The following is a 25,037-nucleotide window of genomic DNA, read 5'->3' as shown; positions in this document are numbered from 1 at the left end:
TCCGATGTCGGTGTGGTCTATCAGGCTTCGATGATCGCGGTGAGGCCCTGGCCGCCGGCGGCGCAGATCGACACGAGCGCCCGCTTCTGGCCGGTCTCCTTGAGGTGCTTCGCGACGGAGGCGACGATGCGGCCGCCCGTCGCGGCGAACGGATGGCCCGCCGCGAGCGAGGAGCCGTTCGGGTTGAGCCGGTCGCGGTCGATCGCGCCCAGCGGGGCGTCCAGACCCAGGCGCTCGCGGCAGAACTCCTCGCTCTCCCAGGCAGCGAGGTGGGTCAGCACCGTCGACGCGAACGCCTCGTGGATCTCGAACACGTCGAAGTCCGCGAATGTGAGGCCGTTGCGTGCCAGCAGCCGCGGTACGGCGTAGGCGGGCGCCATGAGGAGGCCCTCCTCGCCCGTGACGAAATCGACTGCGGCAGCCTCCGCGTCGACGAGGTAGGCGAGCGGCTCCATGCCGTGCGCGGCGGCCCACTCCTCGGACGACAGGAGGACGGTGGATGCGCCGTCGGTGAGCGGTGTCGAGTTGCCGGCCGTCATCGTGGGCGTCGCCGACAGTCCGCGACCGAACGCGGGCTTGAGGCCTGCGAGCGATTCGAGGGTGGAGTCCGGGCGGAGGTTCGTGTCGCGCTGCACCCCGAGGAACGGGGTGACGAGGTCGTTGAAGAAGCCACGGTCCCAGGCTGCTGCGAGCTTCTGATGCGATGCGAGCGCGAGCGCATCCTGCTCTTCGCGTCCGATCCCCCATGCTGCGGTCGTGATCGCCTGGTGCTCGCCCATCGACAGTCCCGTACGGGCCTCGCCGTTGCTCGGCAGCGCCGGGGCGAGGTCGGCCGGGCGCAGTCGTGACAGCGCCTTGAGGCGCTGCGGCACCGTCTTGGCGCGGTTGAGTTCGAGCAGGGCGCCGCGCAGCTCCTCGCTCACGGCGATAGGCGCGTCCGACGCGGAGTCGACACCCGCACCCACACCCACGTCGATCTGACCCAGCCGGATCTTCTGGGCGATCGTGACCGACGCCTCGAGACCCGTCGCGCAGGCCTGTCCCAGGTCGAAAGCGGGCGTCTGCGGAGAGAGGGCGGAGCCCAGCACCGCTTCACGTGTGAGGTTGAGATCGCGGGAATGCTTGAGGACGGCGCCGCCGGCGACCTCGCCCAGCCGCTCTCCTGCGAGGCCGAACCGGGCGACGAGTCCGTCGAGTGCGCTGGTGAGCATGTCCTGGTTCGACGCCCGCGCATATTCCTTGTGGGCCCGGGCGAAGGGGATCCGGTTGCCGCTGAGGATCGCCGCGCGGCGCACGGGGCCGGGCGTGGACTGTGCGGGATGAGGGGTCTGCGTCATGAATGGGTCCCTTCCGAGGGTGTGAGGCGATTCACCAGTACTGACCGTACCTGATACCGTCTGTCACATGAAAGTCCAGGGAACGACCGACGGGGCCGTCCGCGACGGCCGGAGCCTCCGATGGGAGCAGCATCGGCGCACTCGGCGTCGCGAACTGCTGCGCAGCGCACGCCGGGCGATCGCGCTCCGTGGGGAGACTGTCTCGATGGACGGCCTCGCAGAGGCGACGGGAACATCGAAGACGGTCTTCTACCGCTACTTCCATGATCGCCGCGGACTCCAGCAGGCGATGGGCACCTGGGCGATGGAGGTCATCCGCCGCTCGCTCGACGAGGCGGGCAAGCCAGACGGGACGCCGGAGGAGGCGCTGCACGCGATGATCGCCGCGTTCGTCGACCTCGGTGTGCGCTCCCCGACCGTGTACCGCTTCTGCGATTCCGTCGTCACCGCGGAGGACGGGGCGGGCGCGTTCCTCGACGACGTCGTCGACCTGCTCAGCGTACGCATGGGACTGACCGGCCCCACCGAACGGCTGTGGGCGCGCGGGGCCGTGGGCTTCGTCCGCAGCTGCACCCACGACTGGCTGGCGGACCCCCGTTCAGCAGACCGCCACTCGACAGAACAGTTCACCACTCGCCTCGCCACCTGGCTGTGGGCCTCACGAAAGGATGACGCATGAACCGAGGGAAGACACCGCTCACGATCGATCCCGCTGTGCTGCAGGAGGTGCTCGACGGCGAATGGGCGGAGGCGCGCCGCCGCATCCGGACACTCAGCGAGGACCCCTCGCTCCACCTCCCCGCCCATGGCACCCTCGAAGAGCTGCGCGCCGTGACGACGGAGGCGACCGCCGCTGTCGCGGCCTCCGGGCTCACACGTCTGCCGCTGTCCGAGGATGACGGGGGCCAGAACAACCATGCGGAATACGTCGCAGGCTTCGAGGAGCTCGTCACGGCCTCCCCGAGTCTCCAGATCAAGGCCGGTGTGCAGTTCGGGCTGTTCGGCGGCGCGATCATGCACCTCGGCAACGACGACCAGCATGAGAAGTGGCTGGACGACGCGCTGTCGGGCCGGCTCATGGGCAGCTTCGCGATGACAGAGATCGGCCACGGCTCGGACGTCGCAGAGGTGGGCACGACGGCGACCTACGATCCTGACACCCAGCAGTTCGACATCCTCACCCCGTTCCGTGCTGCGACGAAGGAATACATCGGCAACGCGGCGCGTGACGCGCAGGCCGCCGTCGTCTTCGCCCAGCTCATCACCCGAGGCGTGAACCACGGTGTCCACGCGTTCTTCGTCCCGATCCGGGACGAGGACGGCTCCCCGATGCCGGGGATCGCGATCGAGGACGACGGCAAGAAGGGCGGTCTGGCAGGCGTCGACAACGGTCGGATCGCGTTCGACCACGTGCGGATCCCGCGGGAGAACCTCCTCACCCGCTACGGGTCGGTGACAGAGGACGGCGAGTACTCCTCCCCCATCGACTCACCCGGCCGACGCTTCTTCACGATGCTCGGCACGCTGGTCCAGGGTCGTGTGTCACTCGACGGTGCGGCAGTCGTCGCCTCGAAGCTCGCCCTCGACATCGCGGTGCGCTACGCCCACGACCGCCGTCAGTTCACATCGACCTCCCAGGTCGAGGAGACGCGGCTCATCGACTACCAGCGCCACCAGCGCCGGCTCATGCCCCTCATCGCGCAGACGTACGCGAATGCGATCTCCCACGACACCCTGCTGCACACGTTCGATGCGGTCTTCTCCGGTGAGGACGACTCGCCGGAGGCCCGCGAGCTGCTCGAGACGCAGGCCGCGGGCTTCAAGGCGCTCACCACCTGGAACGCCCTCGACACGATCCAGGAGGCACGGGAGGCGTGCGGCGGTGCCGGATACATGGACGAGAACCGACTCGTCGGACTCCACGCGGACCTCGACGTGTACGTCACGTTCGAGGGCGACAACACGGTGCTACTCCAGTTGGTCGGCAAACGACTGCTCACTGACTATGCGAAGGAGCTCAAGGACATCGACTTCGGCGGCGCGGCACGCCTCATCGGCGCGCAGGCCGCGGAGCACACCCTCTTCCGGACCGGTTTCGCGAACATCGGACGGACGATCGGCGACCTCGTGACAGTGTCGGTGAATGAGAAGCGCGTGCGTTCCGGCAAGGTGCAGGAGGCACTGCTGAAGGACCGCGTCGACACGATGGTCGCGGCGCTGGCGCAGGCGCTCCGGCCCGCGAGCTCGATGAGCCAGGCCGACGGCGCCCGGCTGTTCAACGAGCACCAGAACGAGCTCATCGAGACATCGATCGCCTACATCGAACTGCTCAAGTGGCAGGGGCTCAACCGGGAGATGCACCGCATCCAGGACGAGGGGAAGCACCCGGAGGAGGCGAAGGTGCTGCGACGCATCCGCGACCTCTACGGCCTCATCCTGCTGGAGCAGCACATGGGCTGGCACGTCATGCACGGGCGGCTGCCGATGGCGCGAGCACGGCTCATCGCCCCGACGATCGACTCGCTGTGCGCGAAGCTCGCCGAAAACTCGCTCGACCTCGTCACCGCATTCGGCTATGGCCCCGCGCACCGAAGGGCGCCGATCGCGGACGGTGCGGAAGCCGAGCGGCAGGAGGAGGCGCACGCGTACTACCGTGCCGCGCGTGCGAAGTCCGACTGGCCGGCGGACGAGAAGGAGCTCAGGAAGCGAGCAGCTCGCAGATGAGTGCCCCCACCTGATCCGATTCGGTGAGGAAGCCGTCGTGGCCTGCCCAGCTGGTGATCGTCCGGAAGACGGTCCCCGCGGGCAGGCTGTCGGCGAGCCGCCGCACCTGATCGGGGGTGTAGAGCCGGTCGCTGCTCACAGCGGCGACGAGGAACCGGCCACCCGCACCGGCGAGGGCCTCCTGCAGGTCCTCGGAGCGGCCTCGGCGGATGTCGTGGTCCATGAGCGCCCGCGACAGTGAGACGTAGGAATCCGGGTCGAAGCGGCTCGTGAGCTTGCCGGCCTGATGATCGAGGTAGCTCTGGATCGCGTAGTAGCGCTCCCCCGGTTCCCGAGCGGGCTCGTTCGTGTCCTGCTGACGGGCACCGAACCGGTGGTTGAGCTCCAGGTCCGCGCGGTATGTCAGGTGGGCGATCTGGCGGGCGATGCCGAGACCCCGCTGCGGGTCGGCACGGATCGCCTCCACCTGGATGTGTCCCCACGCGATCTGGTCCGCTTCGGAGAACGCCGGGGCGGCGAAGATCCCCGTGCGCTCGACGCGGTCCGGCGCGATGAGTGCCGTCTCGAGGGCGCGCGCACCACCCATCGACCCGCCCAGCACGGCCTGCCACGCATCGATGCCCAGGTGATCGGCGAGCAGCAGTTCGGCGTGCACCGTGTCGCGGACGGTGATGAGCGGGAAGTCGCTGCCGTACGGCACCCCGTCCGGTCCGATGCTGTGTGGTCCCGTGGACCCGGAGCATCCGCCCAGGATGTTCGCGCAGACGATGAACCACCGGTCCGTGTCGAGGGGGCGGCCCGGTCCGATGATCCCCGGCCACCACTCGTGAGCGTGGGAGTCGCCCGTGAGAGCGTGCTCGATGAGGATCGCGTTGTCCCGCTGCGGGGACAGCGACCCGTACGTGTCATACGCGAGGGTGACCTCCGGGAGGACCACGCCGGTCTCGAGCGTGAGGGGTCCCAGCTGCGCCGTGAGCGTACGGTGCGCGGTCTCCGCGACGACTGCCGTCACCGTGCGCCCTGTGTGTCCTGACCCGCCGCGGCGAAGCCCTTCTCCAGGTCCTCGAGGATGTCGTCGATGCCTTCGAGTCCCACGGCCAGACGCACGAAGTTCTGGGTCACACCGGCGGCGGTGAGCGCTTCCTCGTTCAGCTGCGAGTGCGTCGTGGAGGCGGGGTGGATGACGAGCGACCGGACGTCCCCGATGTTCGCGACGTGGGAGTGCAGTTCGAGCGCGTCCACGAAGGCGACGGCCGCGTCGAAGCCGCCCGCGATGTCGAAGCCCAGGACGGATCCGGCACCCTTCGGCAGGTACTTCTTGCCGAGCTCGTACCAGGGGCTCGACGAGTGTCCGGCGAAGTGGATCTTCTCCACCTGCGGGTGCCCGTCGAGGAAGTCGATGACCTTCTTCGCGTTCTCCACGTGGCGCTCGATGCGGAGGCTGAGCGTCTCGATGCCCTGCGCGATGAGGAACGCGTTGAAGGGCGAGGCGGCCGGCCCCAGATCGCGCAGCAGCTGGACACGGATCTTGATCCCGTAGGACACGTTCGCACCGAAGGCGGAATCCGGCCCCAGATCACGTGCGTAGACGAGGCCGTTGTACGACTCGTCGGGCTCATTGAAGCCCGGGAAGCGCGCGGGGTCCCTGCTGTAGTCGAAGTTCCCGGAATCGACGATCACACCGGCGATCGACGTGCCGTGGCCGCCCAGGTACTTCGTCGCGGAGTGGACGACGACGTCCGCACCGTGCTCGATCGGCTTGACGAGGTAGGGGGTCGCGACGGTGTTGTCGACGATGAGCGGGACGCCCGCCTCGTGGGCGAGGTCCGCGACCGCTGCGATGTCGAGCACTTCGGAGCGCGGGTTCGCGATCGATTCCGCGAAGAACACCTTCGTGTTGTCCTGGACCGCGTCCTTCCACGCCTGCGGGTCCCCCGCCTCGACGAACGTCGTCGTGATCCCGAGCTTCGGCAGGGTGACGGCGAAGAGGTTGTAGGTGCCGCCGTAGAGGCTCCCGCTCGCGACGATGTGGTCTCCCGCTCCTGCGACGTTGAGGATCGCGAGGAACTCCGCGGACTGTCCGGAGGCGACGAGGACGGCCCCGATGCCGCCCTCCAGGGCGGCGATGCGCGCTTCGACCGCCTCGTTCGTGGGGTTGCCCAGGCGCGTGTAGATGGGGCCGAGCTCTGCGAGCGAGAAGCGGTCCGCCGCCGTCTTCTGCGAATCGAAGACGAAGGAGGTCGTCTGGTAGATCGGCAGGGCGCGGGCGCCCGTCTGCGCATCCGGCTCCTGGCCGGCGTGGATCTGGAGGGTTTCGAACGCGGTCATGGATGCTCCTTCACGGGGCGGGCCTGGGTCACATGCTGCGTCCATCGTGACCGAACACGACGTGCCCCGGTGAAGTCGATGTCATCGAACGTCATAGAGGCGTCACAGAGCGTCACCGGAAGTCGCGAGCACGCGGAGCGATGTCCGTCGCGATGGGGACGAGCCGGTGGGCGTAGAGGCTCACGACGGGGTCTCCCGGGGACCCGTCGGGCCGTGCGGCACCGTCCGCCCGCTGAATGAGCCCCGTCACCGCGAGGACGTTCTTCGTGAGCGCGATCCGGCGGTGCCGCTGCATGAGCCCCCGAGTGCACACGACGTTGAGCATCCCGAACTCGTCCTCGAGGTTGAAGAACGTGATGCCGTCCGCGGTCGATGGCCGCTGCCGGTGTGTGACGATGCCGGCGACCGTGACGCGGGTGCCGTCGTGGACCGTCCACGCCTCCCGCGTGGACCCGTAGCCGCGGGCTCGCAGCGCGTCCCGCAGCACCTCCGTCGGGTAGCCGTCGACGGTCACCCCCGTCGACCACAGTTCGGCCAGCGTCGTCTCGAAGACGTCCATGCCGGGCAGTGCCGGGGCGGTCTCCGGGCCCGAGGTGCCGGGCAGTGTCGCAGGCGAGGCACCCGCCTGCCCGCCCGCCACCCAGAGCGCCTCCCTGCGATCGAGCCCCAGTGAGGCGAACGCCCCCGCCGTCGCGAGGCCCTCGAGGGCGCGCGTGGGCAGACCCGTCCGCTGCGCGAGGTCGCCGACGGAGGTGAAGGTGCCGTCCGCGCGGGCGGTGACGACGACCTCGGCGGCGTCGGCTCCCACGTCCCGGACGGAGGCGAGCCCCACGCGGATCGCGAGCCCGCCCGCAGTGTCCGGCCAGCCACCGCCGGATGCTGGGTCCGGCTCGAGGTCCGCGAGCACCTGCGAGGCGTTCACGTCGACGGGACGGATGCCGACCCCGTGGCGGCGTGCGTCCGCGATGAGCGACTGCGGGGAGTAGAAGCCCATCGGCTGGGCCCGCAGCAGGCCCGCGGTGAACGCCGCGTGGTGGTGGCGCTTGAGCCAGGCGGAGTCGTACACGAGGTTCGCGAAGCTGATCGCGTGCGATTCGGGGAACCCGTAGTTCGCGAAGGCGGCGATCTTGTCGAAGATCTGCACCGCGATCTGCTCGTCGACCCCGCGGGCCGCGGCACCGGTGAGGAAGCGCTCGGAGAGACGGCGCATCCGCGTCTGCGAGCGGCGGGAGCCCATCGCGCGGCGCAGCTCGTCCGCGTCCGCCCCGGAGAACCCGCCCACGTCCATCGCCATCTGCATGAGCTGCTCCTGGAACAGCGGGACCCCCAGCGTCTTCTCGAGACTGGGCTTCAGCAGCGGGTGCAGGTAGGTCGCCTCCTCCTTCCCCTGCCGGCGACGGATGTAGGGGTGGACGGAACCGCCCTGGATGGGGCCCGGACGGATGAGCGCCACCTGGACGGCGAGGTCGTAGAAGCTGCGCGGGGCCAGGCGGGGCAGGGTGCCGATCTGGGCGCGGGACTCGACCTGGAAGACCCCCACCGCATCCGCGGCGCAGAGCATGTCGAAGACGGCCGGGTCCTCCTGGGGGATCTCGGCCCGATCGATGCGCTCCCCCGTGTGCCGTGCGATGAGATCGACCGACTCGTGGAGGGCGGTGAGCATGCCGAGCCCCAGCAGGTCGAACTTCACGAGGTCCATCGCCGCGCAGTCGTCCTTGTCCCACTGGACGACCGTGCGGTCCGCCATCGTGGCCGGTTCGATGGGGACGACCTCGCCGATCGGCCGGTCCGCGAGGATCATGCCGCCGGAGTGGATGCCCAGGTGCCGGGGCGTGCCCAGCAGCCCTGATGCCGCCTCGAGCACCGGGGCGGGCACACCGTCCTCGTGCTCGCCCACCGGCTCCCCCACCGCGGGCAGACTCGACCAGCGGCGGATCCCCTTCGAGAACGCGTCCTGCTGGCCGGGGCTGTAGCCCAGCGCGGAGGCGGCGTCGCGGACCGCGGACTTCGCCCGGTACGTGATGACGTTCGCGACCTGCGCGGCCCGGTCCCTGCCGTAGTGGCCGTAGACGTACTGGATGACCTCCTCCCGCCGATCCGACTCGATGTCGATGTCGATGTCGGGATAGCCGGCCCTGTCCGGGGTGAGGAAGCGGTCGAACAGCAGTCCGAACCGCACCGCGTCCACCGCCGTGATCCCCAGGACGTAGCAGACCGCGGAGTTCGCGGCCGATCCCCGGCCCTGGCAGAAGATGTCGTGCTCCCGGCAGTGCCGGGCGATGTCCCACACGATGAGGAAGTAGCCGCAGAAGCCCATCGACTCGATCGTGTCGAGCTCACTGTCGACCTGCGCCCACGCCTGCGGCGCCTCGGTGCGGGACCCGTACCGGTGGAGGGCACCGGACTCGACGAGGCCCCGCAGGTGCTCCGTCTCCGTGACCCCGGCCGGGATCGGGGCGGAGGGCAGGCGGGGTGCGGCGGCACGGAGGCTGAAGGCGGCCTCGGCACTGATGCGCGTGGTGTGTTCGACGGCCGCACGGGGGAAGCGTGCGAGCATCTCCTCCCCCGTGCGGATGCGGGCCGACCCGGTGGGAGGCAGCCAGCCGGCCATCGTCTCGAGGCTGCGGCGGGAGCGGACGGCTGCGCGCACCTGCGCGTCGCGGTGCCGGGAGAGGGTGGCGTAGTGGACGGCGTTCGTCGCGACAGTGGGCAGCCCCGTCCGGTCCGCGAGCTCGATGAGGTGGCGGATGCGTTCGTCGTCGTCGGGCAGACCGTGGTGCGTGAGCTCGACCGCGAGGTTGTCGGCACCGACGGCGTCGCGCAGGCGGCGCAGCGCGGTGAGGCCGCCGTCGGGGTCGTGAGGGTCCGCCAGCGCGCGGGCCAGGGCACCCTTGCGGCAGCCGGTGAGCAGCTGCCAGGCGGCCGAGGTCCGCGTCTCCTCGTGCAGCTCCTCCGCGTGGAAGACCGGCCGGTTCTTCTCCCCGCGCAGGTTCGCGGTCGTGATCGCGGCGGACAGGCGCCGGTAGCCGTCGACCCCGCGCGCCAGCACGAGCAGGTGCTCCGCTGCCGGGTCCACCTGGCCGGGGATGCGGTCCGTGAGTCCGATCGACAGCTCCGCCCCGAACACGGTGGGCAGACCCGCGTCCGCTGCGGCCGCGGCGAAGCGGGGTGCGCCGTAGAGCCCGTTGTGATCGGTGAGCGCCAGCCCGGCGAGACCGGCGGCGGCCGCCGTCTCGACGAGCTCCTCCGGTTCCGACGCGCCGTCGAGGAAACTGAAGTCCGAATGGACGTGCAGCTCCGCGTACGGCGTCCCCGCGGGGACGGCAGGTTGCGCCGCATCCGGCAGTGTCCGATCAGGGCGGGTGCCCCACGATCCGACGGAGACGGGGAGGTCGGGCGCGGTGGGGCCTGCCGCCTCGGGCGCGGTGGGTGCCGGCCGGTCGGAGAGCCTGCGTTCGAGCTCCGACCAGGGAGTGCGGGGGTTGAAACCGGTCATGGTGAAGGACTCCTCACAGCGCGCCTCCTCACGCGTACTCCCCCAGCAGCCGCCAGCGGCCCTCTTCCTTGCACAGGAGGAAGGCGGCGCCGTCGTCCGCGAGGACTTGGAGGCGCACGCGGTACTGCCGGACTTCCGGATCCCACCACCCGGTATCGACCGGCCACGTCGACGAGTACTCGACGATCCGGTGCGTGCTGGCACCCGGGATGCGCAGGAGGACGGGCGCACTGTCGAGCCCCGAGGTTCGGGCGACCACCGTCCTGCCCGCCTCGTCGACCAGGTCCACGGGGGTGTCGAGGACGCGCGCCGGGTGAGGGGCGGGGATCGCACCGGGCCAGGGCGCCTCGGGGTCGCGCTCTGTGCGGGGTGCCTGCTGCCAGGGGGTCCAGAGGTTCGTCTCTCCCGGGTCCCGGCCACCCTGCAGCCCGGGCACCAGCACGGAGTCGGGCCCGAACAGCCCCTGCACCCGCTCGAGGCTGTGGGAGACGGCACCGGTCCCCCGGTCGAGGAGGCTGCGCTGGGTGTCGAGGGGTGCCGCGAGCTCCGCGGCGATGAGGGTGAGGAGAGCGATGCCCTCGTCCGGCCCCTCGTCCGGGGACGAGCGGGCGGAGGGTCGTGACGCGGTCAGGGAGGCGAGCCACCCCTCCGCCTGCCAGCGGACCCGGTCCGCGACGCGGTTGTCGTCCATGTCCTCGAGCCGCCATGTGCGCTCGCTGCGCTGCCCGCCCGTGGCGGTGAGCCGGATGGTCACCTGGGTGCACGCGAGGGAACGACGGCGGACCTCGGTGAAGAGTTCCGCGGCGGCACTGCGGGCGCGGAACGCGAGGACGTCCGTGCGGGGGGTCGGAGGATCGAGGGGTGCGTCGACGGTGAGGTCGGCTTCGCGTGTGTGATCGCGCAGGCCCCGGTCGCCGAGGCCCCGCGCCAGATCGCGCACCCGCATCCCCAGCCGTCCGAATCGGGTGCCGACGTCCGTGGGACTCAGGTCCGCGAGTGCTCCCAGGGTGCGGATGCCCAGACGGCCGAGCACGCTCACCAGATCGGCGAGTGCTGCGGGGTCGAGCGTCTCGTCGAGGAGAGTAGCGGTCTCGAGCGTGTGGACGGGTTGGGCGGCGAGGAACCGCGGGGTGCCGTCCGGTTCTACGCGGGTGGAGGTGCGGGCGGCCAGCAGCGCGGCGAACGGTGTGTCCGCGATACCGGGCACGAACTCCCAGCCGGTGGTCTCTGTGAGGGCAGCCAGCAGGTGCTCGACGGCTGCGGCTTCGTCTGCGTGGGTGTGTCGCAGGGAGTCCGCGGGAATGCTCACCGCGCCGGGGCCCAGCACGGTGAAGCGGGCCACTGCGGTGTCGAGAGCCTGGGTGGCGGCGACGAAGAGGCGTGACTCCCCTTCCGGGTCCCACGGGGCGAGGAACAGATCGGGACAGCGTGCCCGTGCTGCGCGGGTCACCATGTTCCGTTCGATCCCCAGTGTCCGTGCGGGCGCATTCGCGGTGACCACCCGGTTCGCCCGCATGACGGCAACGGGAACCGTGGGAGACAGATCCGCTTCCACTGCGGCGGCGAGTGCCGGCCAGTCCGGGACCACGAGGGCGAGCAGGCGCTGCGTCATGGGCTGCCTGTGCTGCGTGTGGTGTCTGTGCTGCGTGTGGGGGTATCGGGCACGAGTCGGAGCGTCCCCGCGGGGACGTCGGGCACAGGGTGCGGGGAGGGAGGAGCCGCGGGATCGACTGGCGTGGCCGGTGCGGTTGGTGCGGTCGGATCAGCTGGAGCGTGGGGCACAGCGGCGCCCTGGGGGTCCGGCAGGACGAGGGTGTGCTCGCCGGTGCGGGCGCTGTGCAGACGCAGGACGCGTCGACGCAGACGACCTGTCCCCTGATCGGTGCCCTCCCAGGATTCGTCGAGGACCGTCAGATGTTCGGAGCTGCCGGGAAAAGAGCTGCGGGAGGCTCTGCGGGAGCGATTCGGGGAGGCCGCTGGAGGTGCCGCCGATGCCTTGTCGAGCAGGATGAGGGTCGCCCGGCTGTCCCGCAGCTTGGCGGCTATCCGCGCTCTGTCTCCCGCCGAGGCGGAGAACCCCGGGTCCACGACGAGCACGTCGAACGATTCGAGGAGGATCGACGTCACCCGCATCCAGTCCTGCGCGGGGGTATCGAGGCAGACGAAGCGCGACAGGTCGAGGCCCAGGTCCCCCATCGCGGCGACTGCGGGCTCGCCCAGTCCGATCCCCGCGCACCAGCCCCCGTCCTGCGTGGTCATCGCGCAGCAGGCCAGCGCGAGGGAGAGCACAGGACGGCCGCTCATGACGACCACTTCTCCGTGGGGCAGACCGCCCCGCGCGAAGAGGTCGGTGAGCCCCGGAGTGACCGGCCGGGGCCGCGCCTGGTCGATGAGTGTGGTCGCCGTGGGGATGCCCAGCGTGGCGCTGAGTCTCTGTGTGAGGGCGCGCGCATCCGCAACCGCTTCTGCGGCTGCGGCGGTGGGTGTGAGCGCGGCGGACATGGACCCAGTATCGAACACACGTTCGAACGCGGCAAGTGCGCTGGTGTGACTCACGGAGAGCTCTGCGCCGGCGCGTCCGTCCTGCGTTCGCGCAGGATCGCCTCTGCGTCGAAGAGCCATGTGACCCCTGCGTCGAGGGTGATTCCCCACCCGCCGCCGATCGTCACGATGTCCGGCTCGCGGGGCCCCAGACGGGCGCCCGGCAGGTCGAGGAGGACCGGGCGTGTGACGGAAGCCTCGGGTTCGTCGCCCGCCTCGGTGGTGTCGTCTGCTGTGGTTGCCGAGCCCGCCGCGCCTGCGCGTATGAGCACGCCCTCCTCCGTGTGGAAGTCGAACCCGGTGCCTCCACGCAGCGCCCCCGTGAAGCGGCGGTCCGCAGCGCGGGTGATCCGCAGGCGGTTCTCGTGGACGGCGATGTGGTGTGAGCGGCAGAGCAGGAGCATGTTCTCCATGTCGGTGGGGCCGCCCTCGCTCCACATGCGGATGTGGTGGGCTTCGAGTCCGTGGCGACGCGTGCAGTCGGGGAACTGGCAGTGGAGGTCCCGCGCGGACAGTGCGATGCGCTGTCGGTGAGAGGCCAGGCGCCGCGACCGGCCTAGGGCCAGCGTATCGCCGCTGGCGTCGATGAGAGCCCCGACCAGTTCGCCTCCGCAGGCGAGACGCGCCGCCGAGGCCGCTGTGACCGGGCCGCGGTCTGCCGTGTGGCAGCGCTGTGCGTCACTCCGCGCGGTGCCGCTCACGGGCGTGTCCCCACCGCTGCCCGCCGCGAGCGCTTCAGGGGAGACGTGGACGAGGACGGTGGCGCGCGCCGCCCTCCCGCGGCCCTTCCGTGCGGCGTCGTCCCGGTGCGTCCGGACGACCTCGAGGAGGGCGTCCACGCGTGTCGCCCGGCCTTCCGGCCGAACGGCACCTACTCCCTGCTCCCCCGCTCCTTCTTGGCTCGCCACGTCTTGACCCAGCCCGTCTTGGCCCACCCCGCCTGTGCCCGGCTCACGGAGCTCCCCGAACTCACTGGCCCCCTCGAGCTCACTGGGTCCACCCGGGGAGCCGGACTCCTCGGGTTCCTCCGTGCGGTTGAGGGAGTCGCGGACGGCGTCCACGACGGCCAGGAGCTCGATCGCGTCGGCCTCCGGCAGATCGAGGATGATCCGCACCCTTCCGTACTGCCGGGTCGAGACGTGCAGGGAGTCCTGCCCGAGGTGACGCGGCAGACGGACGGTGACGTCCGCACCCGTGCCGGCCGGGGCCTCGGCGGTCCCGCCGGAGGGGACCCGCACCTCGGCGATGTCCTCCGGTGTGCGGCCCACGAGCGACTCCAGCAGCTCCTCGGGGTCACCGGAGTCCAGCCGCCGGTAGGCGGCAACCATCGACGAGATCTGCGACGCTGTCGCGCGCGTGGTGATCTCCGCGGCCTCCCCGTCGTCGATGCGACCGCTCAGGCGCGTGATCTCCCGCGCCTTGCTGAAGGAGATCCGCCCCTCCGCCAGGAGTGCGGCGACCTGCGGCATCTCGCGCAGGCCGCGCATGACCCGCACGTGCTCCCGTGCGGTGTGCGGATCCATCTCGCACACGAACGACACCCACTGCACGAGGGTGCGCACGCCGATCCAGTGCGTCCACGCCTCCGAGCGGTCGATCTCGTCGAGCAGGCGGAGGAACTGCGCCTGCTGCCGGGCGATGCTGCCGGCCAGGCGGCGCATCCGATCTGCGATCTCCTGGGCCTCGACGACACCGATCATGCCCGCGCCCCTGTCCGGGCCGGTGCGGGCGGCCGCGGCCAACAGCCATCCTGCGACCGCAGGAGGTCACTCTGATCGATCGGACTATCGAACAGAACGTCCCCGCAGGGACGTCTCAGGCCCGCCCCGCCGCGGCACTGCGCAGGCAGTAGGCTGAGACCCCTATGAAGGGCCTGAGCATCGTCTTCCACACGCCGGAGATCCCCGGAAACACCGGCAACGCCATCCGTCTGGCCGCAGTGACCGGCGCGCATCTGCATCTCGTGGAACCCCTGGGGTTCGACCTCTCCGACGCGAAGCTGCGACGGGCGGGGCTCGACTACCACGACCTCGCGCACGTCACCGTCCACCCGACGATCGAAGACGTGTGGGAGAAGCTGGGAGACCGCCGCGTCATCGCCTTCACGACGCACACCGAGGACAGCTTCGCGGACGTCACCTACCAGCCGGGCGACGTCCTGCTGTTCGGCAGGGAATCGACGGGCCTCCCCGACGACATCGCCGAGGACCCCCACGTCGACCTCCGCGTCCGCATCCCCATGCAGCCGTCGAGGCGCTCGCTCAACCTTGCGAACTCCGCCTCGATCGCGGTCTACGAAGCGTGGCGACAGCACGGATATCCGGGCGGATCGTGATGGACCTTCGCAGGCCACGCCCCTCCCCATGTGCCGCGGCGAGGGGATATGATCGACCAGATCGAACCGGCCCAGCGAAGCGCCCCCTCCAGGGCGTGCGCATGAGCTCACGACCTCCGGATCCACGCAGGATCAAGAGGCCTCCACCGCCGACCCACGTTGAAGGACACCGCCTGGAATGACCGACACCACCACACCCCGCGTCCTCACCATCGCAGGATCCGATGTGTCCGGAGGCGCCGGGCTCGAGGCAGACCTCAAGATGTTCGACGAGTACGGCACGTTCGGCACCGCCGTCGTCACGTGCATCGTCACCTTCGACCCGAAGGCGTCCTTCGACCACGTCATCACCTTCATCGACACGGACGTCATCATCCGGCAGCTCGAATCGACGCTGGCTGTGCACGAATTCTCCGTCATCAAGTCGGGGATGCTCGGCTCCGTCGATTCCGCGCTCGCCCTCGCCGCCCGCCTGCGGGAGAACGAGCTGCCATACGTCTTCGACCCGGTCCTCGTCTGCAAGGGCAGTGGGACGATGGTCGACCTCAAGGACCTCTTCGTCGAGAACCTCGTCCCGCTGGCGACGGTCATCACGCCGAACCTCGAGGAGGCGGCGACACTGACCGGCCGGGATCAGCTCGATTCGGTCGATGACATGATCGCCGCGGCGCGCGACATCAAGGCGATGGGGGCGAAGCACGTCGTCGTGAAGGGTGGCGCACGCCTGGCCGGCACGGACGCGATCGACGCCCTCCTCGAGGAGACGGAGGGCGGGGAACGGATCAGCGTCCTCAGTGCGCCCAAGGCGCATGACAAGCTCGTGAATGGTGCCGGCTGCTCGTTCGCTTCAGCGATCGCGGCGGGACTCTCCACCGGGGCCGATGTCCTGGAGGCGGTCCGAGGTGCGAAGGCGCGGGTCGCTCACGGCATAGCCGCGTCGCTGGAGAACGCGACCGGCGTCGATTCGCTCTTCCACCCGGCCGCCCGCGTGCAGCCGCAGGAGGGCCTGTCGGTCACGGTCGAGGACTACCCGACAGCGAACTGACCGGTGGATCGCACCGACAGCACTGACAGACGGTGAAATGCCTGCGGGCCCGGACTCCTCGCGAAGAGGAGTCCGGGCCCGCAGTCGTCTGAGGGGACGCGCTCAGCTGCGGCGGCCGAAGCCCTTGTAGCGGTCCTTGAACTTCTCCACCCGACCGGCGGAGTCGAGGATGCGCTGCTTGCCCGTGTAGAACGGGTGCGAGGCAGACGAGATCTCGACGTCGATGACAGGGTAGGTGTTGCCGTCCTCCCACTCGATCGTCTTATCGCTCGTGGCGGTCGACCGGGTGAGGAACTTGGTGCCGGAGGAGAGGTCGTTGAAGACGACCGGGCTGTACTCCGGGTGGATGTCCTTCTTCATTCTTGAGTCCTTTGCTGTGAATTCTGATCAGACGCCTGATGCAGCGGGACGCTGCCTGCCAGTGCCCGAATTCCGCGTGGTCCGTGACCGACATGGAGGCCTGACCCCGAAGGGTCGCGCACGGACCGACTCACCATTCTACACGTGTGAAGGTCTATTGAAGGACTGCAGTGGATAGGCTGGCCGTATGAGCCTTCTTCCCGATTCTCTGACCACACTCCCTCTCGCCGCTGCCGCTGAGGACCAGCCGCCGCTGGTGGGTGCGCCCGTCGCGCAGACCGTCGCCGAGGCCCCCTCCGCTCTTGCTTCCGCCTCCGCCTTCGCGATCGACCCGGCACTTGCCGACACGGCTGCGCTCATGGAGGCGTACGACCTGCCGGCTGATGCTTCCGCCAACTGTGTGGTGGTGGCGGGGACGCGTGGTGAGGACGAGCGGATCGCCGCCTGTGTGGTGCTGGCATCGACACGGGCGGATGTGAACAAGCGGGTGCGGAAGCTGCTGGATGTGCGCAAGGCGTCGTTCCTGTCGATGGACAGGGCGGTGGAGGAGTCGGGTATGGAATACGGCGGGATCGGGCCGATCGGTCTGCCCGACACCTGGCGCCTGCTGATCGACTCGCGGGTGATCGATCAGGATGAGGTGATCATCGGATCGGGCGTCCGCGGGTCCAAGATCCTGCTTCCCGGCGCTGCGCTGGCTGAACTGGCAGGCGCCGAGGTCATCGAGGACCTGGCCGTCGAGATCCCATGAGAATCAGGCGAAGCTTTCCGTGAGGAAACCCCACGGAAAGTGACTATGCAGTAGTACTCGGCAGTTATCCACAGTCTGCGATACCACTCTTCCGAAACTCGTTCCATGCGGTTAGATTGGCTCCCATTGGCATCGATGCTCATGGGGTGATCGCGCGTGAATGTGGTTCGGCTGACCCGCTGGAGGCTGCCGTCGTCGGCTCGCCGGAAGAGGCGACGGCGGTCCGGCATTGCGGCTGTCGCCGCGTCGGCACTTCTGGTGCTGGCGGCGTGCTCCGGGGGTCCGGATGCCCCGGCGACCGTGGCGCCGACGGCGACCCCCGACCAGCCTGAAACGTACGAGCCGACCCTGCCTCCATACACAAGCGAGGTCGAACTCTCAGCAGAAGACGAGAAAGACGTAGAAGAGCTGCTGCTGTTGATCGAGAAATTCAGTTACTACACCTCTGATATTACAGATGCAAATCAGGCTGGAATACGTTCAATTCGGGGCAATCTGACTGATGGAATGTATTCCTCCTATCAGGACTTCGCGCAGGAGGCGGCGGATGGAAAGATTTCAGTCGTCGGCTCAGTATCAATTACTGACAGCTCTGTGTGGAGGTATGAGACAAATGAATACGCCATGATTGGCCTATGCTATGAGTATGACCATTGGGCCGTAATCGACAACACGAGCGGCCGCCCGTCGCAGGGACACGATCCGAATAGAACAATTGAAATGTTGGCCTACGTCGAAGCCGACCTTGTAGGCCAGCGATGGTTGATTGGAAACCAAAAGTTCTATAGCGATCGGGATGACTGTAATGATCTTCGCTAGTTTCTTGCGAATCTTGTTGTACGTTTCGCTAGCATTCGTAGTGGGTGTCGAACCGCAGATATTCGCAATTGAACCTTCTTCATCGTCGTCGAACTGCAATCACCTTGGGAGAGGTAGGGTGGACTGCGGTCAACACGATGATGGAAATAGTGGCGGGGAAACTCCACCACCCAGAGGTGACGATGGTGGCACCGGAGATGGAGGCGGCTCTGGCGGCGGTGGCGGCGGCTCTAACCCGGAGCCGGACACTCCTCTGCCTGGGCCGGGTTTGATTTGCGATTACGAGGAAGACCGTAAGCCGGTCCCGTGTCCACCGCACATCCCAGATCCGCCCGAGGTTCCGGAAGATGACGGTGGCGGTTCAGTCGCTCCCCCGGTACCCAGCGAATCAGACTTCGCCTCGTTCCAGATCCCACCCTCCACCCCACACGCACTGCCCGTGGATTGGACCGTCACCGGGAAGCCCACCGCCTTCTGGGCGGATGCCAGCGTGAAAACCTTCTCCGCGGAGCTACTCGGGTTCCCGCTCCAGATCCGAGCGACCCCGATCGAGTTCCACTGGGACTTCGGCGACGGCAACTCCACCTCGACCACGTCTCCCGGGCAGGAACCCTCCCACCCCCAGAACGGATCGATCACCCACATCTACTCCACGAAGGGTGAACGCACCGTCACGCTCACCACGGTGTACACCGGCGAATACAACTACGGCAGCGGATGGAGCACCATCCCCGGGACCGCAGCTGTCGAAAGCGACCGGCTGCCCATGACCGTGTACCGCTATCACAAATACCGGGTCGAAGACGACTGCAACGACAACCCGCACGGCACCGACTGCGTGCCCAATTGAACCCGGACCACCGGCAACGCCAACACGAAACTGCCATTCGAGAAGCTATCAGTGGGCATCACGCGTCCATAGACGTCGATGAAGACCCAGTCTCGACTCCCCAGCACACTGAGGCTACGGCCACCGCGGAGCCCGCCTACGACCCAGTCCTCCATGATTATGCTTTTACCGACAACTTCATCTGGGATGATGACAAAAGTGAGTACGTCGGAGAAGAAGCGTTGGAAGACTCCGACATCGCTGAAATCGAAGAGCTCCTACTTCTCATCGATTCCTACGATCAAGCAACAACGTCCAAAGATCATGTGACGGCCGAATACGTAGATTCCCTCAAGCCACACCTTACCGACCTGCTCTACAAAAGCCGCACTGAAGGCGTAAAGCACAGAGAAAAGTATAATCTGACACAGGAGGGCGAAGTGAAGGTCCAGCGAATGCTCGTCACCTACTATGAGGCAGATTCGGAAGCCTATGTTTCCACGTGTCGTGACTTCAGCGAGTACGGACTCACGTCGACGACTTCACCAGACAAGAACATCACTGTCGATTTCACTGAAGACGTGCGACAGATGCGTGCGATCCGGTCGGAAGGACGTTGGATTCTCTTAGGAGAACAGCAATCCGACTACGTATGTGATGACGTCAGAAACGCCTGACGATATGTCATCGTCATGAGCCACAACAGTTGGGACTACTCCCCCACGAGATAGTCGATGAGTGGTTCGTAGTGCTGCGGGAGGACGTTGTCGTCCAGCGGGACAGCGACTTCGACCTGCCCCTGTGCCTCGGCGACGAACAGCGCGGGATCATTGCAGTCCGCATAGCCGACCGTGCGCAGACCCACACTCGCCGCCGCACCAGCCCACCCGTGATCTGCGACGACCAGGTCCGGCATCTGCTGATCATCAGCCCGCAGCCTCTCCAGCAGCGCCAGCATCGGCTCTGCGAAGTGCGTATGCGGAACACCACCATGCTGGTGCCACACATGCACGCCGTTCATCCGCCGCACATCTCCACCCACAGGGGCGCTCACCCACACCGGCTCAGGACGCAACACCACATCGACGCCCACGACAGTCGCTCCGGACTTCTGCGCCCACGCCACCACCGCCTGATGAACCGGCAGCAGACCAGCCGGATGCCCCGTTGCGAAGAGCACACGCCCACCCGACCGCACGACCTCCCTCAGAACAGCACGCATCCGATCCACTGAGTCGATGCACTTCTGCGCAGAGATCGTGTCGACTCCCTCCACGAAGTCACGATCACCGCTGATCCCGACGCGATCGACCATGAGGTCGAAGACAGATTCCTCAGTCCATTCCTGGGTGAGAGGCACGCCGAAGTCGAACTGGCGCTCCTGACTCAGGAACCGACCGATGTGCGACAGGTTGCTCTCCCGCGGCGTCGCGACATCACCGGTGATACCCGACGCATCCAGATGATGCGCCAACGCGGAACGCTCCGGCCGTACCCGCACTCGTGCCTGGTCAGCACTCACGTCAGTCGGCCGATCAAAAGTGTGCACGTCCGTCTCTCCTCTGTTCACATCTGTTCTGTTGGTCCGTTCACTCCCACGCTCACGACGTCCGATGAGGGACACCGCTACCGAAGCCGTCAGCATCTGCCGGATCCTCGACGATCTGCAGGGCGTAGCTCGCCACCGCGGTCGCCGCAGCGACATTGAGCGAGTCGACACCGTGCGTCATCGGAATGAGGACCGCTGTGTCCGTCTCCGCCAGCGTCGCCCGCTTGAGGCCGTCGCCCTCCGTGCCCATCACCATCGCCACACGGTCGGGAGCATCAGCGGCGAACTCACGCAGCGGCACGCTGTCGTCCTCCAGTGCCAGCGCCGCGATCGTGAAGCCGTCTTCCTTCAGCACGCGCAATCCCTTCGGCCATGCGGAGAGCCGGGCCCACGGCACCTGGAACACCGTTCCCATCGACACCCGGATGGACCGCCGGTACAACGGGTCGGCGCACGACGGCGACAGAAGGATCGCGTCGACACCCAGCCCCGCTGCGGACCGGAAGATCGCGCCCAGGTTCGTGTGGTCGACCACGTCCTCCACCACGACGACCCGGTGCGCTCCGTCGACAGCAGCGGCAACCGAGAGGGGTGCCGGTCGCTGCATCGACGCGAGCCCACCCCGGTGCAGGTGGTAGCGGACCACGCCATCCACTTGCGCTTCCGTGCCCAACAGGATCGGGGCCGCCGAGGCCCACGCCCCTCCCAGCGTCTCCGCCAGTCGCAGGAACCACAGTCGCGACATGAAGAACGAGCGCGGAATGTGGCCGGCGGCCAACGCGCGCGTGATGATCTTCGTGGATTCTGCGATGTAGAGGCCGTGGGCGGCTTCCATCGACGACCGCAGGCGCACATCGGTGAGATCCCGGTAGTCGGTCAACAGCGCCGCCGTCGATGAGCGAAGCGACGCATTGCCTCCCGGCCGCTCGTCGCTGCCGCCGTCACCGCCTTCGCCGCCGGTGATGAAGCGCAGCCGGTCACAGTCGATCCCGTGCTGCTTCGCGACTGCGATGACCGCCTCGTCGCTGGGTTCGGGCGTCTTCGGCGTATTCACCGCTCAGATCCCATCGTCACACTCTCGCCAGTGCGACCTCGTCCGCACATCCTCGCCCTCACAGCGACACGATGCGCCAGAACGCGACGAGTCCCAGGGTGACGATGACCGCACGCAGCAGCATGGGGCTGAGCTTCCGCGCCACACGTGCCCCGAAATACCCACCGATCAGCGAACCGATCGCGATGAGCAGAACCGCCGTCCAGTTGATCCGGTCGAATCCGACGATCGAGTAGACCGTCGCGGACGTCATGTTCACGACGAGGACGAGGATGTTCTTCGCCCCGTTGATCCGCTGCAGGCTGTCCGGCAGGACCAGTCCCAGCAGTCCGACGAGGATGATGCCCTGCGCCGCCGCGAAGTACCCGCCGTACACGGCGGTCAGCAGGACGATGACGACGACGGCGATCCAGCGTCCGGTCGACAAGGGTGCGCTCGCATCCGGGATCTCGTCGACCTCGAGCGTCTTCTTCTGGCGCAGCACGCGCTGCAGGGCGGGCTGTCCTACCACCAGGACGAGGGCGAGCACGATGAGGACGGGAACGACGGATTCGAAGGTGTCGTCCGGCAGGTTCAACAGGAGGTACGCCCCTGTCAGGGAGCCCAGGAGCGATGCCGGCACCAACCGCAGCAGCCGCTTGCCCTGCCCCCGGATCTCTTCGCGGTATCCGAACGAGGACGCGACGTTGCCGGGGATCAGTCCGAGCGCGTTGCTCATCGTCGCGGCGACGGGAGGCACCCCAAATGCGACGAGGACGGGGAACGTGATGAGGGTGCCGGAGCCGACGGCTGCGTTGATCGCACCGGCGCCCACCCCCGCGAGCAGGATGAGGATGATCTCGTAGATCTCCACGCAGTACTACCTCCCCTTCGGGTCAGGTCGGGGCGGTGATCAGCGGCGTCGGCGTTCGGGCGCCGCGAAGTGGGCGCGCGCCGAGTACCGGCCTTCCTGCTCGTCGAGCACGACGGACACGTCGAACGTCTCCGTGAGGTTCTCGCTGGTGAGGGCTTCGTCGATGGGTCCCGCGGCGACAGTGCCGCCGTCCTTGAGCAGCAACGCGTGCGTCACACCCGGTGGGATCTCCTCCACGTGGTGCGTCACGGTGATCGTCGTGGGAGCGTTCTTGGAGCCGAGGATCTCCGTGAGCGCCTGCAGCAGCTCTTCCCGCCCGCCCAGATCCAGTCCGCTGGCGGGTTCGTCGAGCAGGAGCAGTTCCGGGTCCGTCATGAGGGAGCGTGCGATCTGCGCGCGCTTGCGCTCTCCTTCGCTCAGGGTGGCGAAGGGGCGGTCCGCGAGATCGCCGATCCGGAAGGCGGCCAATAGGTCGTTCGCCCGCTGGACGTCCGACTCCTCGTACTCCTCGGTCCAGCGTCCCAGGACTCCGTAGGCGGCGGTCAGGACGAGATCGCGCACGATCTCTGATCCCGGTGTCTGCTGTGCGAGGTTCGCGGAGGTGAAGCCGATGCGGGGCCGCAGCTCGAAGACGTCGACCCGGCCCAGCTCCTCCTCGAGCAGCTGAACGGTCCCCGTCGTCGGGTGCATGCGTGCGCCCGCGAGCTGCAGCAGCGTCGTCTTGCCCGCACCGTTGGGTCCCAGCACGACCCAGTGCTCGCCTTCACGGACCGTCAGACTCAGATCGTTGAGAAGATGCGACTGGCCGCGCCGAACGCTGACAGCATCGAATTCCACCACTGCACTCATACGCTTCACTCTATACTTCCAGCGATGCTCACGACGACACCCCTCCTCCCGGTCCTCTTCGCCACGGCGGTCACTGCACGGCTGGCGGATCGAGCGGCTCCGGACACCGTGCCGGAGGCGTTCATCGCCGCCGGTCTGCCGGTCCCCCTCATCGTGTCCGACACCGTTTTCGCTCCCCCGGCGGGCACCGGCGCCGAGGTCCCGGCCGGCCTGCTCCTCTGGGTCCCGGGGCTGCGCCGTGCCGGTGCCGTACGGGTCCGGGCGGAACCCGTCCACCCGTCCCTCCCCCTGCGCGTCCCCCGGATGGACCGTGGCGGGCGTCGTGCGACGGCGCGCGCCTCGGCGAGGACCCGCGCCCTGTGCGTCGTCGAGGACGCGGATGCCGCAGCGCTCGCGGTCGTGGCAATCGGTCTGGAGGGTGATGCGACCGTCGTCCCCTGCTCACCGTCCGTCTACTCGCCCGTTGACCACACCACCCCGGCGGAGGCGTCGCGGCGCCTCCGCGAATCCGTCATGCACGCCCTCGCCGCCGTGGAATCCCATTCCGGCGATCCGTCCTCCGACGAACCGGCCGGTCCCGAGTCCTCACTCGCTGACCTGCCGTGGCGAGATTGGCAGGCGGACCTGTCAGGGAGTCACGACGACACCCGGTACACGGCGCTCGCGTCGCTCACAGGTGACCATGATGCGGCTCGAAGCCTCCACATCGCCCTGCACGTTCACGGAAGCCTCTCCTCGCTGGCCGTTCCCGCAGAGACCGGCGGCCCCATCATCGGGCCCGCGCTGGCAGACGTGCACAGCGCCGCCGCACGCGTCATCACAGCACTCACCCGCATCAGCACGTGAACGGCACGCGCGCCCCCTGCGGGGCGGGTCACGGTCCACGGGTCATGAGTCATAGGATCGGATCATGACTGCTCAGGGCCTCATCGTGTTCGACGTCGACTCCACATTCATCGAGGACGAGGTCATCGAACTGCTCGCGGACGCGACAGGCAGACGCGACGAGGTCGCCGCGGTGACGGAGCGCGCCATGCGCGGGGAGATCGACTTCTCGCAGAGCCTCCGCGAACGCGTCGCCGTCCTCGCGGACCTTCCGGTGTCCGTGATCGACGACGCTGCCGCTGCCGTCACCCTCACCCGGGGCGCCGCCGAGGTCGTGGCCGCCGCCCATGACGCGGGCTGGATCGTGGCACTCGTCTCCGGGGGCTTCACCGCCGTCATCGAGAAGGTGACTGCGGGGATGGGGATCGACGAGATCCGCGCGAACGACCTGGAGACCCGACCGAGCCCGACGACACGAACGGGGACGGGGCCTGCAGGCACCGTGCTGTCCGGGCGTGTCGACGGGGAGATCGTCGACCGGGCGGCGAAGGCGGAGCACCTCCGGGTGATCGCCCGATCGCACGGCGTCGACCTCGCACAGACGATCGCAGTGGGCGACGGAGCGAACGACATCGACCTGCTCCAAGCGGCGGCCGTGGGCGTCGCGTTCTGCGCCAAGCCCGCTCTGGTCCCGCACGCGGACGTCGTCGTCGACGAGCGCGACCTCATGGTCGTGTGGAAGCAGGCCCAGCGGGCACTCACCCCGTGAACCCGGGTCTGCCCCTCACTCCTTGAAGTGACGGATCAGTTCCGGACGTGCGGCTCCCGCGATGTCCGGGGCATCCAGCTGCGACCACGACTCCAGTCGGAACACCGCGATCGAACTGGGTGGGAAGTGCGGGCGGCTCTCGCTCTCATGCCCGCCCGTCACATATGCGACGACCTCACTCACGGTCGGCTGGTGTCCTACGATCACGGCACCTGCCGCGTCAGTGGGGATCGACACCATCGCCTCGGCCCAGTCGGTCACCCATCCGCTGTAGAGCGACGGGTCCCGGACGACAGAGGACGGTGCCATGCCCAGACCGACGGCCACGGCCTCGGCGGTATGGACCGTGCGCAGCGCGGACGACGCGATGACCGTGTCGATGACCGCATCCGTCCCCGTGGTGGCGTCCGCGAGGAACTGGCCCATCCGCTGCGCCTGCTGCGCGCCGGACCGGCTGAGCGGGCGGTCGAAATCGTCCGTCCCGGCGTCGAGCGCGGGCACGGTATGAGCATGGCGGGCGAGTACGAGGAGGGGCATGCCCTCACCGTACTCGCCCGCCGTGGACGTGTCAGG

Annotated in this window: 23 protein-coding genes; 10 read left to right on the top strand and 13 right to left on the bottom strand. The window is 68.3% G+C overall.

The window, feature by feature from the left end; translation table 11 throughout:
• Positions 1–20 precede the first annotated feature (20 nt).
• Positions 21–1,337 (bottom strand): acetyl-CoA C-acetyltransferase, encoded by a 1,317-nt coding sequence (locus JFC09_RS07180; RefSeq protein ID WP_198393295.1) that lies wholly within the window; start codon positions 1,335–1,337, stop codon positions 21–23.
• Positions 1,338–1,404: 67 nt separating this feature from the next.
• Between JFC09_RS07180 and JFC09_RS07175 the strand changes: the two genes are divergently transcribed.
• Positions 1,405–2,016: a TetR/AcrR family transcriptional regulator gene (locus JFC09_RS07175; protein ID WP_198393294.1), complete on the top strand. Its 612-nt coding sequence runs from the start codon at positions 1,405–1,407 to the stop codon at positions 2,014–2,016.
• The gene (locus JFC09_RS07170) at positions 2,013–4,061 is read left to right on the top strand and encodes an acyl-CoA dehydrogenase family protein (protein WP_198393293.1); all 2,049 of its coding nucleotides are present in this window, start codon (positions 2,013–2,015) and stop codon (positions 4,059–4,061) included. Before JFC09_RS07175 ends, JFC09_RS07170 begins: the two co-directional genes overlap by 4 nt.
• On the opposite strand, the gene metX is transcribed toward JFC09_RS07170, so the two are convergent.
• From metX to JFC09_RS07140, 6 genes are all read right to left on the bottom strand, one after another.
• Positions 4,036–5,073 carry a homoserine O-acetyltransferase MetX gene (metX, locus tag JFC09_RS07165; RefSeq protein ID WP_198393292.1) on the bottom strand — a complete coding sequence of 346 codons (1,038 nt, stop codon included), beginning with the start codon at positions 5,071–5,073 and terminating at the stop codon, positions 4,036–4,038. The two genes, JFC09_RS07170 and metX, sit on opposite strands and share 26 nt — an antisense overlap.
• Positions 5,070–6,389 carry an O-acetylhomoserine aminocarboxypropyltransferase/cysteine synthase family protein gene (locus tag JFC09_RS07160; RefSeq protein WP_198393291.1) on the bottom strand — a complete coding sequence of 440 codons (1,320 nt, stop codon included), beginning with the start codon at positions 6,387–6,389 and terminating at the stop codon, positions 5,070–5,072. Before JFC09_RS07160 ends, metX begins: the two co-directional genes overlap by 4 nt.
• Before the next feature lie 112 nt (positions 6,390–6,501).
• Positions 6,502–9,885 (bottom strand): error-prone DNA polymerase, encoded by a 3,384-nt coding sequence (locus JFC09_RS07155; RefSeq protein WP_198393290.1) that lies wholly within the window; start codon positions 9,883–9,885, stop codon positions 6,502–6,504.
• Positions 9,886–9,913: 28 nt separating this feature from the next.
• A complete protein-coding gene (locus JFC09_RS07150) occupies positions 9,914–11,497 on the bottom strand; it encodes a DNA polymerase Y family protein (RefSeq protein ID WP_198393289.1) in 1,584 nt (527 codons plus the stop codon).
• The gene (locus JFC09_RS07145) at positions 11,494–12,387 is read right to left on the bottom strand and encodes a porin (protein WP_198393288.1); all 894 of its coding nucleotides are present in this window, start codon (positions 12,385–12,387) and stop codon (positions 11,494–11,496) included. Before JFC09_RS07145 ends, JFC09_RS07150 begins: the two co-directional genes overlap by 4 nt.
• 50 nt (positions 12,388–12,437) lie before the next feature.
• Positions 12,438–14,168 (bottom strand): HNH endonuclease signature motif containing protein, encoded by a 1,731-nt coding sequence (locus JFC09_RS07140; protein WP_198393287.1) that lies wholly within the window; start codon positions 14,166–14,168, stop codon positions 12,438–12,440.
• Between the two features lie 122 nt (positions 14,169–14,290).
• Between JFC09_RS07140 and JFC09_RS07135 the strand changes: the two genes are divergently transcribed.
• Both JFC09_RS07135 and JFC09_RS07130 read left to right on the top strand, forming a co-directional pair.
• Complete coding sequence (locus JFC09_RS07135) at positions 14,291–14,761, top strand: tRNA (cytidine(34)-2'-O)-methyltransferase (protein ID WP_198393286.1); 471 nt, start codon at positions 14,291–14,293, stop codon at positions 14,759–14,761.
• A gap of 178 nt (positions 14,762–14,939) precedes the next feature.
• Positions 14,940–15,806 (top strand): PfkB family carbohydrate kinase, encoded by an 867-nt coding sequence (locus tag JFC09_RS07130; RefSeq protein WP_198393285.1) that lies wholly within the window; start codon positions 14,940–14,942, stop codon positions 15,804–15,806.
• A 102-nt stretch (positions 15,807–15,908) separates the two neighbouring features.
• On the opposite strand, the gene JFC09_RS07125 is transcribed toward JFC09_RS07130, so the two are convergent.
• Complete coding sequence (locus tag JFC09_RS07125) at positions 15,909–16,166, bottom strand: type B 50S ribosomal protein L31 (RefSeq protein ID WP_198393284.1); 258 nt, start codon at positions 16,164–16,166, stop codon at positions 15,909–15,911.
• Between the two features lie 187 nt (positions 16,167–16,353).
• Between JFC09_RS07125 and JFC09_RS07120 the strand changes: the two genes are divergently transcribed.
• The 4 genes from JFC09_RS07120 (at position 16,354) to JFC09_RS07105 (ending at position 19,242) form a co-directional block, all read left to right on the top strand.
• Positions 16,354–16,917, top strand: a complete 564-nt coding sequence (locus tag JFC09_RS07120) for a YbaK/EbsC family protein (RefSeq protein ID WP_198393283.1) — start codon at positions 16,354–16,356, stop codon at positions 16,915–16,917.
• Positions 16,918–17,079: 162 nt separating this feature from the next.
• Positions 17,080–17,736 carry a hypothetical protein gene (locus JFC09_RS07115; protein ID WP_198393282.1) on the top strand — a complete coding sequence of 219 codons (657 nt, stop codon included), beginning with the start codon at positions 17,080–17,082 and terminating at the stop codon, positions 17,734–17,736.
• 439 nt (positions 17,737–18,175) lie between these two features.
• The gene (locus JFC09_RS07110; RefSeq protein WP_198393281.1) at positions 18,176–18,586 is read left to right on the top strand and encodes a PKD domain-containing protein; all 411 of its coding nucleotides are present in this window, start codon (positions 18,176–18,178) and stop codon (positions 18,584–18,586) included.
• Entirely contained in the window at positions 18,583–19,242 is a 660-nt protein-coding gene (locus JFC09_RS07105; protein WP_198393280.1) for a hypothetical protein, read from the top strand. The genes JFC09_RS07110 and JFC09_RS07105 overlap by 4 nt, the downstream gene beginning before the upstream one ends.
• A gap of 35 nt (positions 19,243–19,277) precedes the next feature.
• Here JFC09_RS07105 and JFC09_RS07100 read toward each other — a convergent pair whose 3' ends face one another.
• From JFC09_RS07100 to JFC09_RS07085, 4 genes are all read right to left on the bottom strand, one after another.
• Positions 19,278–20,039 (bottom strand): phosphatase, encoded by a 762-nt coding sequence (locus tag JFC09_RS07100; protein WP_232483225.1) that lies wholly within the window; start codon positions 20,037–20,039, stop codon positions 19,278–19,280.
• 127 nt (positions 20,040–20,166) lie between these two features.
• Entirely contained in the window at positions 20,167–21,168 is a 1,002-nt protein-coding gene (locus tag JFC09_RS07095; RefSeq protein ID WP_332839686.1) for a TrmH family RNA methyltransferase, read from the bottom strand.
• 58 nt (positions 21,169–21,226) lie between these two features.
• On the bottom strand, positions 21,227–22,021 hold the full coding sequence (locus tag JFC09_RS07090; RefSeq protein ID WP_198393278.1) for a sulfite exporter TauE/SafE family protein: 795 nt from the start codon (positions 22,019–22,021) through the stop codon (positions 21,227–21,229).
• Between the two features lie 39 nt (positions 22,022–22,060).
• Positions 22,061–22,870: an ABC transporter ATP-binding protein gene (locus JFC09_RS07085; RefSeq protein ID WP_198393277.1), complete on the bottom strand. Its 810-nt coding sequence runs from the start codon at positions 22,868–22,870 to the stop codon at positions 22,061–22,063.
• Positions 22,871–22,894: 24 nt separating this feature from the next.
• Here JFC09_RS07085 and JFC09_RS07080 point away from each other — a divergent pair, with 24 nt between their 5' ends.
• Together JFC09_RS07080 and serB are read left to right on the top strand one after the other, a co-directional pair.
• Positions 22,895–23,716, top strand: a complete 822-nt coding sequence (locus tag JFC09_RS07080) for a hypothetical protein (protein WP_198393276.1) — start codon at positions 22,895–22,897, stop codon at positions 23,714–23,716.
• A gap of 64 nt (positions 23,717–23,780) precedes the next feature.
• Positions 23,781–24,464, top strand: coding sequence for a phosphoserine phosphatase SerB (gene serB, locus JFC09_RS07075; RefSeq protein WP_198393275.1), 684 nt, complete (start codon positions 23,781–23,783; stop codon positions 24,462–24,464).
• 15 nt (positions 24,465–24,479) lie between these two features.
• On the opposite strand, the gene JFC09_RS07070 is transcribed toward serB, so the two are convergent.
• On the bottom strand, positions 24,480–25,001 hold the full coding sequence (locus tag JFC09_RS07070; RefSeq protein ID WP_198393274.1) for a SixA phosphatase family protein: 522 nt from the start codon (positions 24,999–25,001) through the stop codon (positions 24,480–24,482).
• Positions 25,002–25,037 lie beyond the last annotated feature (36 nt).

Origin of the sequence: Brevibacterium yomogidense (assembly GCF_016107685.1) — a bacterium.
Taxonomy (GTDB): domain Bacteria; phylum Actinomycetota; class Actinomycetes; order Actinomycetales; family Brevibacteriaceae; genus Brevibacterium; species Brevibacterium yomogidense.
The sequence above is the reverse complement of the archived record's forward strand: the minus strand, read 5'-3'. Positions and strand labels throughout refer to the sequence as shown.

Excerpts from the sequence above, each read along its gene's own strand:
- JFC09_RS07180 (WP_198393295.1), bottom strand. The coding sequence starts at position 1,337 with ATGACGCAGACCCCTCATCCCGCACAGTCCACGCCCGGCCCCGTGCGC.
- JFC09_RS07175 (WP_198393294.1), top strand. The coding sequence starts at position 1,405 with ATGAAAGTCCAGGGAACGACCGACGGGGCCGTCCGCGACGGCCGGAGC.
- JFC09_RS07170 (WP_198393293.1), top strand. The coding sequence starts at position 2,013 with ATGAACCGAGGGAAGACACCGCTCACGATCGATCCCGCTGTGCTGCAG.
- JFC09_RS07160 (WP_198393291.1), bottom strand. The coding sequence starts at position 6,389 with ATGACCGCGTTCGAAACCCTCCAGATCCACGCCGGCCAGGAGCCGGAT.
- JFC09_RS07155 (WP_198393290.1), bottom strand. The coding sequence starts at position 9,885 with ATGACCGGTTTCAACCCCCGCACTCCCTGGTCGGAGCTCGAACGCAGG.
- JFC09_RS07150 (WP_198393289.1), bottom strand. The coding sequence starts at position 11,497 with ATGACGCAGCGCCTGCTCGCCCTCGTGGTCCCGGACTGGCCGGCACTC.
- JFC09_RS07145 (WP_198393288.1), bottom strand. The coding sequence starts at position 12,387 with ATGTCCGCCGCGCTCACACCCACCGCCGCAGCCGCAGAAGCGGTTGCG.
- JFC09_RS07135 (WP_198393286.1), top strand. The coding sequence starts at position 14,291 with ATGAAGGGCCTGAGCATCGTCTTCCACACGCCGGAGATCCCCGGAAAC.
- JFC09_RS07130 (WP_198393285.1), top strand. The coding sequence starts at position 14,940 with ATGACCGACACCACCACACCCCGCGTCCTCACCATCGCAGGATCCGAT.
- JFC09_RS07125 (WP_198393284.1), bottom strand. The coding sequence starts at position 16,166 with ATGAAGAAGGACATCCACCCGGAGTACAGCCCGGTCGTCTTCAACGAC.
- JFC09_RS07120 (WP_198393283.1), top strand. The coding sequence starts at position 16,354 with ATGAGCCTTCTTCCCGATTCTCTGACCACACTCCCTCTCGCCGCTGCC.
- JFC09_RS07085 (WP_198393277.1), bottom strand. The coding sequence starts at position 22,870 with ATGAGTGCAGTGGTGGAATTCGATGCTGTCAGCGTTCGGCGCGGCCAG.
- JFC09_RS07080 (WP_198393276.1), top strand. The coding sequence starts at position 22,895 with ATGCTCACGACGACACCCCTCCTCCCGGTCCTCTTCGCCACGGCGGTC.
- serB (WP_198393275.1), top strand. The coding sequence starts at position 23,781 with ATGACTGCTCAGGGCCTCATCGTGTTCGACGTCGACTCCACATTCATC.
- JFC09_RS07070 (WP_198393274.1), bottom strand. The coding sequence starts at position 25,001 with ATGCCCCTCCTCGTACTCGCCCGCCATGCTCATACCGTGCCCGCGCTC.